18 protein-coding genes are annotated in these 15,936 nt (G+C 66.0%); 5 read left to right on the top strand and 13 right to left on the bottom strand.

From position 1 onward, the window contains the following. Position 1: 1 nt before the first annotated feature. A complete protein-coding gene (locus tag PSK12I2_RS0120010; protein ID WP_007158878.1) occupies positions 2-454 on the bottom strand; it encodes an NUDIX hydrolase in 453 nt (150 codons plus the stop codon). A 129-nt stretch (positions 455-583) separates the two neighbouring features. After that, the gene (locus PSK12I2_RS0120005) at positions 584-2,815 is read right to left on the bottom strand and encodes an NADP-dependent isocitrate dehydrogenase (RefSeq protein WP_027599792.1); all 2,232 of its coding nucleotides are present in this window, start codon (positions 2,813-2,815) and stop codon (positions 584-586) included. A gap of 423 nt (positions 2,816-3,238) precedes the next feature. Here PSK12I2_RS0120005 and PSK12I2_RS0120000 point away from each other — a divergent pair, with 423 nt between their 5' ends. Further along, positions 3,239-3,448 (top strand): hypothetical protein, encoded by a 210-nt coding sequence (locus tag PSK12I2_RS0120000; RefSeq protein ID WP_007158876.1) that lies wholly within the window; start codon positions 3,239-3,241, stop codon positions 3,446-3,448. A gap of 100 nt (positions 3,449-3,548) precedes the next feature. Here PSK12I2_RS0120000 and PSK12I2_RS24205 read toward each other — a convergent pair whose 3' ends face one another. The 4 genes from PSK12I2_RS24205 to PSK12I2_RS0119980 form a co-directional block, all read right to left on the bottom strand. After that, the gene (locus PSK12I2_RS24205; RefSeq protein WP_007158875.1) at positions 3,549-3,731 is read right to left on the bottom strand and encodes a hypothetical protein; all 183 of its coding nucleotides are present in this window, start codon (positions 3,729-3,731) and stop codon (positions 3,549-3,551) included. A 141-nt stretch (positions 3,732-3,872) separates the two neighbouring features. Continuing rightward, a complete protein-coding gene (locus tag PSK12I2_RS0119990; protein WP_007158874.1) occupies positions 3,873-5,339 on the bottom strand; it encodes an inorganic phosphate transporter in 1,467 nt (488 codons plus the stop codon). An 82-nt stretch (positions 5,340-5,421) separates the two neighbouring features. Next, positions 5,422-5,778 carry a 6-carboxytetrahydropterin synthase QueD gene (gene queD / locus PSK12I2_RS0119985; protein WP_074583066.1) on the bottom strand — a complete coding sequence of 119 codons (357 nt, stop codon included), beginning with the start codon at positions 5,776-5,778 and terminating at the stop codon, positions 5,422-5,424. 105 nt (positions 5,779-5,883) lie between these two features. After that, complete coding sequence (locus PSK12I2_RS0119980; RefSeq protein WP_007158872.1) at positions 5,884-6,141, bottom strand: hypothetical protein; 258 nt, start codon at positions 6,139-6,141, stop codon at positions 5,884-5,886. Positions 6,142-6,255: 114 nt separating this feature from the next. On the opposite strand from PSK12I2_RS0119980, the gene PSK12I2_RS0119975 reads away from it, so the two are divergent. Beyond that, positions 6,256-6,873, top strand: coding sequence for a hypothetical protein (locus tag PSK12I2_RS0119975; RefSeq protein WP_027599790.1), 618 nt, complete (start codon positions 6,256-6,258; stop codon positions 6,871-6,873). Here PSK12I2_RS0119975 and PSK12I2_RS0119970 read toward each other — a convergent pair. From PSK12I2_RS0119970 to PSK12I2_RS0119960, 3 genes are all read right to left on the bottom strand, one after another. Further along, positions 6,828-8,699, bottom strand: coding sequence for an ABC transporter ATP-binding protein (locus PSK12I2_RS0119970; protein ID WP_027599789.1), 1,872 nt, complete (start codon positions 8,697-8,699; stop codon positions 6,828-6,830). The two genes, PSK12I2_RS0119975 and PSK12I2_RS0119970, sit on opposite strands and share 46 nt — an antisense overlap. A 95-nt stretch (positions 8,700-8,794) precedes the next feature. Continuing rightward, positions 8,795-9,349: a peptidylprolyl isomerase gene (locus PSK12I2_RS0119965; protein ID WP_027599788.1), complete on the bottom strand. Its 555-nt coding sequence runs from the start codon at positions 9,347-9,349 to the stop codon at positions 8,795-8,797. Positions 9,350-9,411: 62 nt separating this feature from the next. Continuing rightward, complete coding sequence (locus tag PSK12I2_RS0119960; protein WP_007158868.1) at positions 9,412-10,302, bottom strand: LysR family transcriptional regulator; 891 nt, start codon at positions 10,300-10,302, stop codon at positions 9,412-9,414. A gap of 172 nt (positions 10,303-10,474) precedes the next feature. On the opposite strand from PSK12I2_RS0119960, the gene PSK12I2_RS0119955 reads away from it, so the two are divergent. The 3 genes from PSK12I2_RS0119955 to rarD all read left to right on the top strand — a co-directional run bounded on the left by PSK12I2_RS0119955 (position 10,475) and on the right by rarD (position 12,896). Further along, positions 10,475-11,065, top strand: coding sequence for a DUF3060 domain-containing protein (locus PSK12I2_RS0119955; protein ID WP_027599787.1), 591 nt, complete (start codon positions 10,475-10,477; stop codon positions 11,063-11,065). Between the two features lie 74 nt (positions 11,066-11,139). Further along, positions 11,140-11,991 (top strand): EamA family transporter, encoded by an 852-nt coding sequence (locus PSK12I2_RS0119950; RefSeq protein ID WP_007158866.1) that lies wholly within the window; start codon positions 11,140-11,142, stop codon positions 11,989-11,991. Further along, positions 11,988-12,896 carry an EamA family transporter RarD gene (gene rarD / locus PSK12I2_RS0119945; protein WP_027599786.1) on the top strand — a complete coding sequence of 303 codons (909 nt, stop codon included), beginning with the start codon at positions 11,988-11,990 and terminating at the stop codon, positions 12,894-12,896. Before PSK12I2_RS0119950 ends, rarD begins: the two co-directional genes overlap by 4 nt. Here rarD and PSK12I2_RS0119940 read toward each other — a convergent pair. From PSK12I2_RS0119940 to puuE, 4 genes are read right to left on the bottom strand one after another with little or no spacing between them, the layout of a single operon-like run. Further along, positions 12,893-13,393, bottom strand: coding sequence for an ureidoglycolate lyase (locus tag PSK12I2_RS0119940; protein WP_027599785.1), 501 nt, complete (start codon positions 13,391-13,393; stop codon positions 12,893-12,895). The two genes, rarD and PSK12I2_RS0119940, sit on opposite strands and share 4 nt — an antisense overlap. Continuing rightward, positions 13,390-14,397 carry an allantoicase gene (gene alc, locus PSK12I2_RS0119935; protein WP_027599784.1) on the bottom strand — a complete coding sequence of 336 codons (1,008 nt, stop codon included), beginning with the start codon at positions 14,395-14,397 and terminating at the stop codon, positions 13,390-13,392. The genes PSK12I2_RS0119940 and alc overlap by 4 nt, the downstream gene beginning before the upstream one ends. A 24-nt stretch (positions 14,398-14,421) precedes the next feature. After that, entirely contained in the window at positions 14,422-14,934 is a 513-nt protein-coding gene (uraD, locus tag PSK12I2_RS0119930) for a 2-oxo-4-hydroxy-4-carboxy-5-ureidoimidazoline decarboxylase (protein ID WP_027599783.1), read from the bottom strand. Further along, positions 14,931-15,839, bottom strand: a complete 909-nt coding sequence (gene puuE, locus PSK12I2_RS0119925; RefSeq protein ID WP_027599782.1) for an allantoinase PuuE — start codon at positions 15,837-15,839, stop codon at positions 14,931-14,933. Before puuE ends, uraD begins: the two co-directional genes overlap by 4 nt. Between the last annotated feature and the right edge of the window lie 97 nt (positions 15,840-15,936).

Genomic DNA, 15,936 nt, shown 5'->3' with positions numbered 1-15,936 from the left:
TTCAAAAACCTCTCATATCTACGATCATCGACAGGGGATAGCGGTGCCCGTCCAGGTACTTCTCGATGGCGTCCAGGACCAGGGGGCTGCGCAGCCGGGCCTGCTCGGCGCGGATCTCGTCGAGCGTCAGCCACACCGCGCGGGTGATGTCGGCATCCAGGGCGCGCTCCGGCTGGTGGGCCAGGGGGCGGGCATGGAAGGCCGTGCGATAGTAGGTGACGCCATTGGCCGGGGCGACATAGAGGCCGATGCCGATCACGCCCAGGATCTCCACCTGCCAGGCGGTTTCTTCCAGGGTTTCGCGCCGCGCCGCCTCGATCAGGCTCTCGCCCGGCTCCAGGTGCCCGGCCGGCTGGTTGAGCACCAGGCGACCCTGCTTCTCTTCTTCCACCAGCAGGAAGCGACCGGCGTCTTCCACCACGGTGGCCACGGTGACGTGGGCGTGCCAATCCATCTCGGACTCCGCTATCGGTAATCGCGCAGTATACGCCTTAAGCTTTGCGTGCCCCAAATGCAGCGAACCCCGGCCGGGGCCGGGGTTCGCTGTGATCACCCATTCAGGCTGCGGATGCAGCCCTCAGGTTCAGCCCTTGAGCTGTTCCAGGGCGGCATTGAGCGTGGCGCTCGGACGCATGGCCTGGCGGGTCTTGGCCTGGTCGGGGTGGTAGTAGCCACCGATGTCCACGGCCTGGCCCTGGACGCCGTTCAGCTCGGCGACCACCTTGGCTTCGTCGGCGGTCAGCGACTTGGCCACCGGCTCGAACTGGGCCTTGAGCTGGGCGTCTTCGCTCTGCTCGGCCAGGGCCTGGATCCAGTACAGCGCCAGATAGAAGTGGCTGCCGCGGTTGTCCAGTTCACCGGCCTTGCGCGACGGCGACTTGTTGCTGTCGAGGAACTTGCCGTTGGCCTGATCCAGGGTCTTGGCCAGGATCTTGGCCTTGACGTTGCCGGTGGTCTCGCCCAGGTGGTTCAGGGATTCGGCCAGGGCCAGGAATTCCCCCAGGGAATCCCAGCGCAGGTGGTTTTCCTGCACGAACTGCTGGACGTGCTTGGGCGCGGAGCCGCCGGCACCGGTCTCGAACAGGCCGCCGCCGTTCATCAGCGGGACGATGGACAGCATCTTGGCGCTGGTGCCCAGTTCCATGATGGGGAAGAGGTCGGTCAGGTAGTCGCGCAGGACGTTGCCGGTTACCGAGATGGTGTCCTCGCCCTTGCGGATGCGCTCCAGGGACACGCGGGTGGCTTCCTCGGGCGCCAGGACACGGATGTCCAGACCGTTGGTGTCGTGGTCCTTGAGGTAGCGCTCGACCTTGGCGATGACCTGGGCGTCGTGGGCGCGGTTCTGGTCCAGCCAGAAGATGGCCGGGGTGCTGCTGGCACGAGCGCGGTTGACGGCCAGTTTGACCCAGTCCTGGATCGGCGCGTCCTTGGTCTGGCACATGCGCCAGATGTCACCGGCCTCGACCGGATGCTCGAAGACCACCTTGCCCTGGTCGTCGGTCACGCGCACGGTGCCGTCGGTGGGGATCTGGAAGGTCTTGTCGTGGGAGCCGTATTCCTCGGCCTTCTGCGCCATCAGGCCGACGTTGGGCACGCTGCCCATGGTGCTGGGATTGAAGGCGCCGTGCTGCTTGCAGTCCTCGATCACCACCTGGTAGACGCCGGCATAGCAGCGGTCGGGGATGATGGCCTTGGTGTCCTGCAGGTTGCCTTCGGCGTTCCACATCTTGCCGGAGTCACGGATCATGGCCGGCATGGAGGCGTCGACGATGACGTCGCTCGGCACGTGCAGGTTGGTGATGCCCTTGTCGGAGTTGACCATGGCCAGCGCCGGGCGCTGGGCGTACTGGGCGTCGAAATCGGCCTTGATGGCGGCCTGGGTGGCTTCCGGCAGGCTGGACAGGCGGGCGTAGAGGTCGCCGATGCCGTTGTTGCGATCGAAGCCGGCTTCTTTCAGGGCGGCTTCGTGCTTGGCCAGGACGTCCTTGTAGAACTCGCCGACGATGATGCCGAACATGATGGGGTCGGAGACCTTCATCATGGTGGCCTTCAGGTGCACGGAGAACAGCACGCCCTGGGCCTTGGCGTCTTCGATCTGGGCGGCGATGAAGCTCTGCAGGGCCTTGCGGCTCATGGTCGAGGCGTCGACGATCTCGCCAGCCTTGACCGCGGTCTTCTCTTTCAGGACCTTGCTGCTGCCGTCCTTGCCGATCAGTTCGATCTTCAGGCTGCCGGCGTTCTCGATGGTGGCCGAACGCTCGCTGCCATAGAAGTCATGGGCGTCCATGTGGGCGACGTGGGACTTGGAGTCGGCGCTCCAGGCACCCATGCGATGGGGATGCTTGCGGGCGTAGTTCTTGACCGACAGCGGCGCGCGGCGGTCGGAGTTGCCTTCGCGCAGGACCGGGTTCACGGCGCTGCCCTTGACCTTGTCGTAACGCGCCTTGACGTCCTTTTCCTTGTCGTCCTTGGGCTCGTCCGGATAGTCCGGCAGGGCGTAGCCCTGACCCTGCAGTTCCTTGATCGCCGCCTTGAGCTGCGGGACCGAGGCGCTGATGTTGGGCAGCTTGATGATGTTGGCTTCGGGAGTGGTGGCCAGTTCGCCGAGTTCGGCGAGGTGGTCGGAGATGCGCTGCTCTTCCTTCAGGTACTCGGGGAAGAGGGCGATGATGCGGCCGGCAAGGGAGATGTCACGGGTTTCGAGGGCGACGCCGGAGGAGGCGGTGATGGCCTCGACGATGGGTAGCAGCGAATAGGTCGCCAGGGCGGGCGCTTCGTCGGTCAGGGTGTAGATGATCTTCGACGTGGTGGACATGTCTTGCTTTAACTCCTCTTTATCACAGCTGTGGCGCGAAGCCGGGCGAGCGAGGATCGACCCTTGAGTCGATAGACGCCCCAAGAAGGCGTTATCGGGCCGCGCGACAGGCGCGGCGGCGATGGACGTGCGATGCGACAAAGCGTCGCTGCGGAAATTGCGGGATCGGCCGATACAGCCAGCGGAACCGGCAGGGCCTGCAGCGACCCGTCAGTCGGCGGAGTATATCAGCGCGGCGCCTGGCGTGCATTCGTACTGCCGCGGCCTGGCTGTGGGCAGATGTTGCGGCTGTGACGGGTCTGGTAGAAGCGCACAGCTGCATCGAGCAACCAGGTCAAGAGGCTTGACCATTCGGCGGCTGGCGCTGCACGGCAGTTGCTTAAGGGACTAAACTATTGCCCCTCTTAATCTGATGAGGTCGTTATGAAAACCAAGGACAATGCGTCCAAGAGTCGTTCCTGGGCTATCGTCGGGCTGGAAACGCTCGTGATCGTCGCCCTGTCGCTGTACGTCGCCTTCGGCGCCGGGCTGTTCATCAAGCACCACTGCTGGGACACCCTGACCCCGCAGCAGCAAGACCAGATCCTCGAGCAGATGAGCCGCAGTGCTCAGGAAAATACCCTGCTCACCTGATTCGCCTTCGCTCGAATCCCTTCCTTTCAAACAATAAGAATCCTTCTTTTTCTCCCGCGCACTCCCTGGGTGTCGAGGGGGCCTCGTCACGTCCGCTTTTCTAGCAGACCAGGTGTTTGCCTGGACTCACGGGGGCGGTGGGGGTGGCCTTGGGCAGCACGCTGGGCGAGGAGGTCGCCACGGGTCTGGCGCGACGTGCCAGGCGCAGCATGGCCCAGAGTATGGCCAGCGCCAGGGCCAGCCAGCCCAGAATCAGAAGAAGGATGTAGGTCGCAGGAGTCATTGACGTTCACCGTACGGCTGTCTCGGAAAGGTGTCTCTGCTGGGACACATTTCACTAGACTCGTCAATAGCTATCCTGTTCAGGCTTTCCCGACGAGGGGTCCGACCGGGCGCCGCCGATGCGGCGCCCGGTCGGCGCGGATCACAGGAACAGGTGCGCCAGCCAGAACAGGCCGGCGGAGAGGGCCATGGAGGCCGGCAGGGTCAGGACCCAGGCCATCAGGATGTTGCGCACCGTGCTGCCCTGCAGGCCGCTGCGATTGGCGACCATGGTGCCGGCCACGCCCGAGGACAGCACGTGGGTGGTGGAGACGGGCAGGGCGAAGACGTTGGCCATGCCGATGGCGGCCACGGCCGTCACCTGGGCGCTGACGCCCTGGGCATAGGTCATGCCCTGGCGCCCGATCTTCTCGCCGACGGTCAGCACCACCCGGCGCCAGCCGACCATGGTGCCGATGCCCAGGGCCAGGGCGACCGCGATGATGACCCAGAAGGGCGCGTATTCGGTGGTGCTGGTGAGATCCTTGCGCAGGCGGCTCAGGTCGTCGCGATCGCGCGCGGTCAACACCGGCAGCTTGCTCACCTTCTTGGCGGTGTCGTCCAGGCACAGCAGGTAGCGGCGCACCTGCTGGCGATGGTCGTCGCTCATGGCCCGGTAGTCGGTGATGCCTTCCAGATCGGCCAGCAGTGCCTGCAGTGTCGGCACGGTCATGTGCGGGGCGCAGCGGAATTCCTGGGGCAGATCGCGATTGCCGGGCACTTCGGCGAGGAAGTCCTTGAGGTTGTCGCCCTGGCGCTCGTAGAACTGACCCAGGTGGATGGCGGCGTCGCGGGTGCGCTCGATCTGGTAGGTGGTGCTGTCCAGGTCCAGTACGAACTTGGCCGGGACGATGCCGATCAGCACCAGCATGATCAGGCCGATGCCTTTCTGGCCATCGTTGGAGCCGTGCACGAAGCTCATGCCCATGGCCGAGAGGACCAGCATCAGACGATTCCAGAACGGCGGGTGCTTCTTGGCGTCCACTTCGCGGCGCTGTTCCGGGGTCTTGTGCATCTTCGACAGCGGCCGCCAGCGCTTGAGGGCGAGCAGCAGCAGGCCGGCGACGGCGAAGCCGGCCAGCGGCGAGAAGATCAGCGACAGGCCGATGTCGATCGCCTTCTGCCAGTTCACCCCTTCGCTCATCGGGATGCCGGTGAGCAGGGCGTTGGTCACGCCGACGCCGAGAATGGAGCCGATCAGGGTGTGGGAACTGGAGGCGGGGATGCCGAAGTACCAGGTGCCCAGGTTCCAGGTGATGGCCGCGGCGAGCAGGGAAAACACCATGGCCAGACCGTGGCCGGTGTTGACGTTGATCAGCAGCTCCACCGGCAGCAGGTGGACGATTGCGTAGGCGACGCCAACGCCGCCGAGCAGCACACCGAGGAAATTGAAGATGCCGGAGAAGAACACCGCGAGGTGCGGCGGCATGGCCTTGGTGTAGATCACCGTGGCGACGGCGTTGGCGGTGTCGTGGAAGCCGTTGATGAATTCAAAGGCCAGCACAAAGGCCAGGGCCAAGACGAGGCTGATGGCGACCCAGGCGTGGAGTCCGCTGAAAAGTTCGAACATGGGGATACGTCGACAGTTGGCAGGCGCGAATTATGGCAGAAAAATGACTGCCGCCATCGCCACCTTGAATGGGAGGGGCGAATTAGTCGCCGCGGTAGATGCAGCCGCAGGTGCAGGTCTCATGGACGCGGACCTGGCTGAGCTCGGGCAGCTGGGGCTTGAGTTGTTGCCAGATCCAGCGGGCGAGCACCTCGCTGGTGGGGTTCTCGAGGCCCGGGATGTCGTTCAGGTAGTGATGGTCGAGACGCTCGTACAGGGGTTTGAAGACGGCCTTGATGTCGGCGAAATCCCGGACCCAGCCGGTATGGGGATCGACTGCGCCTTCGATGTGCAGGCCTACCTTGAAGGAATGCCCATGGAGACGGCCGCACTTGTGACCTGCCGGAACATTGGGCAGGAAGTGCGCGGCTTCGAAAATGAATTCTTTGAAAATTTCCACGATAACCACTCGCGTTGGGCCACGGGGTGTGGCGGCTGCGGGGCGGCAGTCTATCAGCTCGACAGCGCCTTGCCGAACCTAGCGCTGCCCGGCAGCGGCCAGCGGCTAGCCCGGCATCGACCAGGGTTCCAGCAGATGGCCGTCGTGCGCCAGTTCCAGGCGGGTCCGTTCGATCAGCGCGGCGAGGTGGCCGGCATGGCTGTACTGGCTGCGGGCGACGTGGGCGACCGAGGCCAGGACCTGGCTGCCGTCCGTCACCGCGAAGGAAAAGCTGGCGTCGCTGGGGTCTTCACGGACCTCGCCGTGCAGCGGCAGAAAGGCCTTTTCGACGATGTGGACGGCACGGGCGAGATCTATGGTCATGGACGGATTCCTCTGCAGATCGCCTTCTATAGAGGACCGGGTGGCGGAGAAATTCTGATTTGCCAACGCCTGCGGGCTTAGGCAGTCTCCCGGTCTTTGTCTGGACGTTTCCCCATGCGCAACAGCAATCCTCGTACCTTCTGGGCTCTGGTTGGCCTGGCCGCAGTCTTCGGTCTCGCCGGCCTGATCGGCAATCGGGTGGGCTGGGAGCGACTGGAGATCGGCTATCGGACGGTGCCGTCGCCCAGTGGCCTGGACATCGGCGTGGCGGGGCAGGTCATCACCGGTCTGCCGTCGCTGTGCATAGCCCTGGCGCTGGTCACCATAGTGACGGCGCTGATCATCCGCGGTGGCCGTCGCTTCCGTTCGCGGTTGCCCCTGCCGGTGACGGCGGCCATTCTCTGGGTGCTGCTGGCGGGCCTGCTGGTGCTCTTCTATCCCAGTACCCTAGCGTTCCAGTGGGAGAACCATCGCAGCGCGGCGGACATCGACTTCTATGTGCTGCAGGAGCGCCAGGGCCCGTTCCAGGGTACCGCGCAGAAAAGCCAGCGCCTGACCTACTACCGCGACTGCGGCGCCACCGGACAGGCGGCCTGCCCGGTGTTCGAGTGCGTGGTGGAAAGACGCAGCTGGCTGGGCGGCCTGCAGAAGATCGAAGGCTTCTACCCGGGGCTGGACCAAGAGCGTCAGTTGGAGCTGCTGCGCACCCGCTGCCTGCCCGGCACGCCGTGACCAACGAAACCGCCGGTCTGGTGGCGCCATAGGCGGGCATAGAGACCGTTGTAGGCGATCAGCTCGTCGTGGGAACCCATCTCGACGATCTGGCCGCGCTCCATGACCACCAGGCGATCCATGCGCGAGATGGTCGACAGCCGGTGGGCGATGGCGATCACCGTCTTGCCTTCCATCAGGGTCTCCAGACTCTCCTGAATGGCCGCTTCCACCTCGGAATCGAGGGCGGAGGTGGCTTCGTCGAGCAGCAGGATGGGCGCGTCCTTGAGCAGGGTGCGGGCGATGGCGATGCGCTGACGCTGGCCGCCGGAGAGCTTGACGCCGCGCTCACCCACCTGGGCGTCCAGGCCGGTACGGCCATGGGCATCGGTGATGCGGGCGATGAAGTCGTCGGCCTTGGCCTTGCGCAGGGCCGCGTGCAGCTCCTCGTCGGTAGCCTCGGGGCGGCCGTAGAGCAGGTTCTCGCGAATCGAACGGTGCAGCAGCGAGGTGTCCTGGGTGACCACGCCGATCTGGCATCTCAGGCTTTCCTGGGTGACGTGGGCGATGTCCTGGCCATCGACCAGGATGCGACCGCCTTCCAGGTCATAGAGGCGCAGCAGGACGTTGATCAGGGTGGACTTGCCGGCGCCCGAGGGGCCGACCAGGCCGATCTTCTCGCCCGGGGCCACGTCGAGGGTCAGGCCTTCGATGATGCCGGCGCCCTTGCCGTAGTGGAAATGGATGTCCTCGAACAGCACGGCGCCACGGCTCACCTGCAAGGGCTTGGCGTCCGGGGCATCGCCGACCTGGCGCGGCTTGGCGATGGTGCTCATGCCGTCCTGCACCATGCCGATGTTCTCGAAGATGCCGTTGACCACCCACATGATCCAGCCGGACATGCTGTTGATGCGGATCACCAGGCCGGTGGCCAGGGCGATGGCACCCACGGAGATGACGCCCTGGTGCCAGAGCCAGAGGGCGAGGCCGGTGGTGCCGGCGATGAGGAAACCACTGAGGATGGCGATGGTCACGCCCATGGCGGTGATCAGGCGCGCGGCGCTCTCGGCCTTTTCGGTCTGCTCTTCCATGGCCTGGCGGGCGTATTGCTCCTCCTGGGCGGAGTGGGAGAACAGCTTGAGGGTGGAGATGTTGGTGTAGCCGTCGACGATGCGCCCGGAGAGCTGCGAGCGGGCTTCGGAGGCGATGGCCGAGCGCTCCTTGGTCTGGGGCACGAAATACCAGAGGGCGATGACGTAGCCGATGATCCAGAGGACCAGGGGCACCATCAGCCAGACGTCGGCCTGGGCGAACAGGATCAGCGAGGTGACGGCAAAGATCAGCACGTGCCAGATGGCGTCCACCGCCTGCACCGCCGAATCGCGCAGGGAGACACCGGTCTGCATGATGCGGTTGGAGATGCGCCCGGCGAAGTCGCTGTGGAAGAAACCCAGGCTCTGCTTGAGCACATAGCGATGGTTCTGCCAGCGGATCAGGGTGGTGAGGCTGGGGGTGATGGTCTGGTGCACCAGCAGGTCATGCAGGCTGATGAACAGCGGCCGGATGACCAGGGTAACCACTGCCATCCAGATCAGGGTGCCGCCGTGCTCCTGGAAGAACACCGTGCTGTTGGGCGCGCTGCCGGCCAGGTCGACGATCTGGCCGATGAAGTTGAACAGGGCGACCTCGATCAGGGCGCCGATCAGACCGACCGCCAACAACAGGGCGAAGGCCGGCCAGGCTTGCTTGAGGAAGTGGAGATAGAAGGCGCCGACGCCAGTGGGCGGCATTTCATCGGGGGCTTCCCGAAATGCATCGATGAGGCGTTCGAAGCGGCGAAAGATCATGCGGGGTCCTTGTGAGGAGGAGACGGCGTCTCGCACTGGGGCCTCGCCTGGTTGACCGGACGACCGCCAGCGGATCGTCCGGCAGGACGGGTCGGCTACAGCCGTTTGGCAGCGAGAATCATGACCGGTTCACGGGGAATGTCGCGCAGCATGCCCTGGCGGGTGGTCTGCACCCCGGCGATCTGGTCGACGACTTCCATGCCGCGCACGACCTTGCCGAACACCGCATAGCCGAAGTCGCGCGAGCCGTGGTCGAGGAAGGCATTGTTCTCGACGTTGATGAAGAATTGACTGGTAGCGGAATTGACGTCCGAGGTCCGCGCCATGGCCAGGGTGCCACGCAGATTCTTCAGGCCGTTGTCGGCTTCGTTCTTGATCGGCGCCTTGGTGCGCTTTTCCTGCATGTCGCGGGTGTAGCCGCCACCCTGGATCATGAAGCCGGGAATGACCCGGTGGAACAGGGTGCCCTTGTAGAAGCCGCTGTCGACGTAGCCGAGGAAGTTCTCGGTGCTGACCGGTGCCTTGGCCGCGTCCAGCTCGACCTCGATGTCACCCTTGTTGGTGCTGATGAGCACGTGCGGATTGTCCGCGGCCCAGGTGGAGGAGGCGACGAACAGCGCGCAGGCGGCAAGCAGGGCTTTGAACATGATGGATCCTTGAGTGGCGGAGACGACTGGCGAACGATAGCAACCCGGCCGGCACCCCGCCACGGTCAGCGTGGCAGGGCATGCTTGCGCAGCAGGTTCATGAGGATCTGCGAGGCCGGGCCCAGCTCGTGCTGGCGGGTCTTGTAGAGCTGGAAGGGATGGAAGCGCTGGGCGCCCTGTTCCAGGGGCAGCGGCTTGAGCAGACCGGCCTCGAGATCGGTCTGGATGGCGTCCCGGGGCAGCCAGGCGAAGCCCAGGCCGTCACGCAAGAAGGTCGCCGCGGTGCTGATGCTGCCCACCGTCCAGCGCTGCTCGGCGGCCAGCCAGCCGGCATCCCGTGGCTGGGCGCGGCCGCTGTCGCGGATCACGATCTGCAGCTGTTCTTCCAGATCGGCGGTCACCAGGGTGCGCTGCAGCTGGTGCAGCGGATGCTCGGGATGGGCGACGGCGACGAATTCCACGGTGCCGAGGGAGGCCCCCAGGTGCGCGGCGATGACCAGCCCGGTGATCGCCAGGTCCGCCGAGCCGTCGAGCAGGGCCTCTTCCACGCCGGACAGCACCTCTTCGCGCAGCCGTACCCGGCAGCCACGACTTTGCGGCATGAATTCGCGCAGGCACAGCAGCAGGGGACGGGTGGGGTAGGCGGCGTCCACCACCAGCCGCACCTCGGACTCCCAGCCCTGTTCCATGTGGTAGGCCAGTTCCTCCAGCTGGCTGGCCTGCTGCACCAGGCGGCGCGAGCGGCGCAGGAGCACGGCGCCGGCATCGGTCAGCACGGCGCGGCGTCCCTCTAGGCGCAACAGCGGCACGCCGAGCTGCTCCTGCATGCGCGCGACGGTATAGCTGACCGACGACTGGGAGCGATGCAGCACCTCGGCGGCCTGGGCGTAGCCGCCGTGATCCACCACCGCCTGCAGGGTCCGCCACTGATCGAGGGAAACGCGAGGAGTCTTCATCAAGCGCTCTGGGCTCACGAAAGGGCGCATGTTAGTGCCTAGCCTGGCAATGGCAAAACGCGGCGTCCATCACGGCATGAAAAAATGTCGGCTGGCGGGTCAAATGTCCCGCCGGCGCCAGCCTCCAAGCCTGCCGATGAGTTTCCCACTCTAGGCAAGACAAGGAGTCTCCATGTCGTCATTCAAGGCGTTGCTGGGTTGCTGTCTGGTCATCGCGCCGCTGCTGGTCCAGGCCGAGGAATCTCGCGCGGCGGCCGCCGATCCCATCGATATCGAAGGCATGAACATCAGCCGGACCCTCGACTGCGAGGGGCGCGACGTGTCCCTGTCCGGCGAGGGCAATACCCTGACCCTGAAAGGCCAGTGCGGTGAGGTGTCGGTCTATGGCAGCCATCATCGCCTGGTGCTCGACAGCGCCCGGGCGCTGACCATCCATGGCCTGGGCAACGTGACCACGGTCAGGGGCGCCGTGGCCAGCCTGAGCATCGGCGGCGGCTATCAGCAGGTGCAGGCCAATGTGCGCGGCAGCGATGGCCTGGCCAAGGTCGATGCCTACGGCTACGGCGCCAAGGCGCGCCTGACCCTGCTCAGCCAGGCCGACATCGCCGTGGGTGGTTCCAGTCAGCAGGTCTACTGGTCCCGCGCGGCCGGGGTGGCCGAGCCCAAGACGCTGGTCTCGGGCGCCGACAACGTACTGCAGGCCAACCAGTCGGTGGCGGGCCTCACCGGCGGCGAACCCTCGGGCCTGAACGCCACCCGCTAGGCCGTGAAGGGCCGGGGGTTTCCCTCGGGCGGCGGGCACGTTAAGGTCGCGCACCTTTTTCGTGCGTCGCCGTCATGCCTTATCTCCTGCTCGTCACCCTCATCTGGGCGTTTTCCTTCAGCCTGATCGGCGAATACCTCGCCGGTCGGGTCGACAGCGACTTCGCCGTGCTGGTCCGCGTGGCCATCGCCTTCGTGCTGTTCCTGCCTTTCACCCGCTGGCGCGGGGTGCCGGGACGCTTCGCCCTGGGGCTGATGGCGGCTGGCGCGCTGCAATTCGGCATCACCTATCTATGCCTGTATCGCAGCTTCGCGGTGCTGACGGTACCCGAGGTGCTGCTGTTCACCGTGCTCACGCCCATCTACGTGACCCTGCTGGACGACGCCTGGCAGCGGCACTTGCGAATCTGGTCGCTGCTCGCCGCCGTGGTGGCGGTGGGCGGCGCGGCCTTGATCCGCTTCCAGCCGCTGACCGGTGACTACCTGCTGGGTTTTCTCCTGCTGCAGGTGGCCAACCTGACCTTTGCCGCCGGCCAGGTGCTGTGCAAGCACCTGGGGCATGCCTATGCCGGGCAGGGCGCCCTGCATCGCCATTTCGGGCTGTTCTTTCTCGGCGCCCTGCTGGTGGCGGCGCTGTCCTTTCTGCTGTTCGGCAATCCGGCGCGGTTGCCCGGCACCCTGTTGCAGTGGGGCGTACTGGTGTGGATGGGCGTCTTCGCCACGGCGCTCGGCCTCTACTGGTGGACCCTGGGCTCGCTGCGGGTCAACGGCGGCACCCTGGCGATCATGAACGAAGCCCATGTGCCGGCGGGCCTGCTGGTCAGCCTGCTGATCTGGCAGCACCCGGCCGATCTGCCTAGGCTGTTGCTGGGCGGTGGGATCATCCTGCTGTCGCTATTCATCAATCGTCTGGGGCGTCAGTCATGAACGTGCTGTCCGGCAAGGGCCTGGGCCTTTCGGTGCTGTCGTCGGTGCTGTTCGCGCTGATGCCGGTGTACTTCGCCTGGCTGGCGCCGTTGGACGGCCTGCAGGTGGTGGCCCTGCGGGTGGTCTGGTCGCTGCCCATGGTGCTCCTGCTGGTGCTGCTGCTGCGGGAGGGCAGGGCCCTGTGGGGCACGCTCAAGCGACTGGTGCGCGAGCCCCGGCTATGCCTGGCGATCCCGGCGGCGGCGCTGCTGATGGGCATCCAGTGGTGGGTGTTCGTCTGGGCGACCATGAACGGCGAGGCCATGGCCATGTCGCTGGGCTACTTCCTCTTGCCCCTGGCCATCGTGCTGACAGGCCGGCTGGTCTATGGCGAGCGGCTGCGGCCGCTGCAGCGCCTGGCGGTCGGCTGCGCGCTGCTGGGGGTGGTCAACGAGGTCTGGGTAACCGGGGCGCTGTCCTGGGTCAGCCTGCTGCCAGTGGTGGGCTATCCGCCGTATTTCGTCCTGCGCCGCTGGATGGCGGTGGACGCCTTGTCCGGGTTCGTCCTGGAGATGGTCTGCCTGCTGCCCTTCGCGCTGCTCGCCCTGCACTGGTTCTCGCCCGGCGTCATCCTGCAGCAGTCGCCCTGGCTCTGGGCGCTCCTGCCAGGCCTGGGCCTGCTCAGTGCCATCGCCTTCGCCGCCATGCTGGCGTCGAGTCGCATGCTGCCGCTGAGTCTGTTCGGCATCCTCAGCTATGTGGAGCCGGCGCTGCTGGTGTTCGTCGCCCTCTATGTGCTCGGCGAGCAGCTGCCGGAGGGCGCGATCTGGACCTATGGCCCCATCTGGCTGGCGGTGGCCTGGGTCTGTCTCGACAGTGCGCGCCTGCTGCGCAAGCAGCTCAGGCGCGCGCCAGTGGCGCCCTAGAGCGCCAGGGTCGGGCACTCTGCGGCCGCGAAAAAGAACTCGTCGCAGTTGGGCAGACTGCCGGCGCGATCGACGATGAGGAATTCGTCTTCGTCGCGCAGGGCCAGCACAGGGTGGTGCCAGACGCCGGCATGGTAGTTGATGCCCTGGCGACCATCGGTGCGGAAGACGCGGATGGCGCCGGCATCCGGGACCGTCGCCGGCGGCGCCACCACCACCAAGAAAGGCTCGCCGCGCAGCGGCACGAAGGCCTGGCTGCCGTGGGGATGGCGTTCGAGCATGGCGATGGTCAGCGGATAGTCCAGCCGCCGGGCGCGAAAGATGCTGATGATCGCCGCGCCGTCCGCCGGCCCCGTCTCGACTCGCGCCAGGGCGTGGTATCTCTGGGTCGAGCCGTTGTTGATGGGATACCAGTCCCGGTCCGCCGTCTCTATGACCTCGCCGAAGGGCGCGAAGCCCTCGGCGGTCAGCGGCTCGATGCGCAGTGGCCGGCTCATGCCTGGCCCCGCGCCACCTTGCCGAACAGTCGCAGTCGGCTGACGCCGCCGTCCGGGAAGATGTTCAGGCGCACATGGGTGATGGGGCCGAGGTCGCGCACCTGCTCGCGGAAGCTGTGCTCCTGGTGCATCTGCAGCTTTTGCGGCGGCAGCAGCTCCTTCCAGAACAGACTCTGGGTCTCGATCTGACCGTCGGTGCCGCCGCGCACATAGGCGCCCTGGATCTGGCAGCTGTCCGGGTAGTTGCCCTTGAAGTGCAGGGTGTCCACCAGAATTTCCTCGACGATGCCGGCGTGGCCCAGGGCGACGATCACCCAGTCGTTGCCGGGGGTGCGGCGGCGCGCGGTTTCCCAGCCGTCGGCCATGCTGGCGGCGCGGCCCGGGTTGAGGATGTTGCTCATGCGGCCATAGTGCTCGTCGTTGCAGGCCAGGGCGCGACCGCCGTTGAGGGCGGCGGCCAGATCCAGCACTTCGTCGTCGGCCTGGGCCGACCAGTCGCGGTGGGGAATGCCATAGACCCGCAGGCGGGCCACGCCGCCATCGGGATAGATGTTCAGGCGCAGGTGCGTCCAGGGGCGATCGTCGCTGATGGCATGGTAGTGATGGCTGTTGCCCTGCATCTCGATGGCCGGCAGCACCTCGGTCCAGGCGGCATCGGCGGCCGGGTCGCCCTCGGCGCAGAAGCAGGCTTCCAGGGAGGCCGAGGGCGGGTAGTTGCCGGTGAACCAGCGGGTGTCGATGTCGACGCCCTTGATCGAGCCGGGCACGCCCAGGCGGATGACCGCATGGTCGTAGCCTTCGAAGCGCTTGCGCCGCGACTCCCAGCCGTCCATCCACTTGCCGTTGTCGTCGTAGACGCCTTCCTTCCACTCCGGCTCGTGGGGCTGGAGCATGCGGTCGGCGGCGGCGAACCAGTCGTCGGTGACGCTGATGACACGGGTGCCGAGGCGGGCATCGGCGAGGTTGAGGTACTTCTCGAAGGGCGCAGCGTAGGTGCGTTTCATGGGGTGCTCTTGTCGGGGGAGGGGTCAGAGGGTCTGCAGGCGGAAGAGGGCGATGCGGTCGATCTCGGCCAGGGCGCGCTGGAATTCCTGCTCCGGACTGTTGGGCAGGCGTTCCTCGAAGGCGGCCAGGATCAGGTGCCGGTTGCTGCCCTTCACCGCCATGATGAAGGGGAAGCCGAATTTGGCGCGGTAGGCCTCGTTGTGGCGGGTGAAGCGTTCGAGTTCGTCCGGGGTGCATTGATCGAGGCCGGCACCGGCCTGTTCGCCACTGCTGGCGGCGGTCAGTTCTCCAGCCAGGGCGGCGCGTCCGGCGAGATCCGGGTGCGCCTGGATCAGCGCCAGCTGTTCGGCCTGGCTGGCGCGGGCGACCTGGGCGGCGAGGCGCTGGTGCAGGGCTTCGACGCTGTCCGGCAACGGCTGGCCCTCGTCGAAGGCGCGCTCGGCGACCCAGGCGGAATGCTCGTAGATGCCGCCAAAGGTCGCGACGAAGGCAGCGCGCTCCAACTGGCTGGGGGTGACGGTCTGGAAGGTGCTCATGCCGGCGGATGCTCACTGTGCCAGTGACGGGCGATGTCCACCCGCCGGGCGAACCAGACGCGCTCATGGCTCTGGGCGTATTCGAGGAAGCGCTTGAGGCCCACCAGGCGACCGGGGCGACCGATCAGCCGGCAATGCAGACCGATGGAAAGCATCTTGGGCGCGGTGGCGCCTTCTTCGTAGAGGGTGTCGAAGGCGTCCTTGAGGTACTGGAAGAATTGCTCGGCGGTGTGGAAGCCCTGGACCTGGGTGAATCTCATGTCGTTGGTGTCCAGGGTGTAGGGGATCACCAGGTGCGGCTTGCCGGTGGGCGTATTGGGTTCCCAATAGGGCAGGTCGTCGTCGTAGGTGTCGCTGTCGTAGAGGAAGCCGCCTTCCTCCATCACCAGGCGCCGGGTATTGGGCCCGGTCCGGCCGGTGTACCAGCCCAGCGGTCGTTCGCCGGTCAGTTCGGTGAGGATCTGGATGGCGCGCTGCAGATGGGCGCGCTCCTCGGCCTCGTCCATGTACTGGTAGTCGATCCAGCGATAGCCGTGACTGCAGATCTCGTGGCCGGCCTGGACCATGGCGCGGATGACCTCGGGGTGGCGCTCGGCGGCCATGGCCACGGCAAAGATGGTCAGGGGCACCTGGTGCTTGGCGAACAGTTCCAGGATGCGCCAGACGCCGGCGCGACTGCCGTATTCGTAGAGCGACTCCATGGACATGTTGCGTACGCCCGGCAACGGCTGGGCGGCGACCATCTCGGAAAGGAAGGCCTCGGACTCCTTGTCGCCGTGGAGGATGTTGCGCTCTCCACCCTCTTCGTAGTTGAGCACGAAGGACAGGGCGATGCGGGCGTCACCCGGCCAGCGTGGGTGGGGCGGCTGGGCGCCATAGCCGATGAGATCACGGGGATAAGTCATGGAAGGGGCATCCTGGCAGTCGAGATGTTTTGTATACAATGTTTGGAGACCTTTGCCGAGTCCCAGCAAGAATCCTGCCTAACTGGTCTGACCGGTC

This window comes from Pseudomonas sp. MOIL14HWK12:I2 (assembly GCF_000510745.1).
Taxonomy (GTDB): domain Bacteria; phylum Pseudomonadota; class Gammaproteobacteria; order Pseudomonadales; family Pseudomonadaceae; genus Chryseomonas; species Chryseomonas oryzihabitans.
The sequence above is the reverse complement of the archived record's forward strand: the minus strand, read 5'-3'. Positions and strand labels throughout refer to the sequence as shown.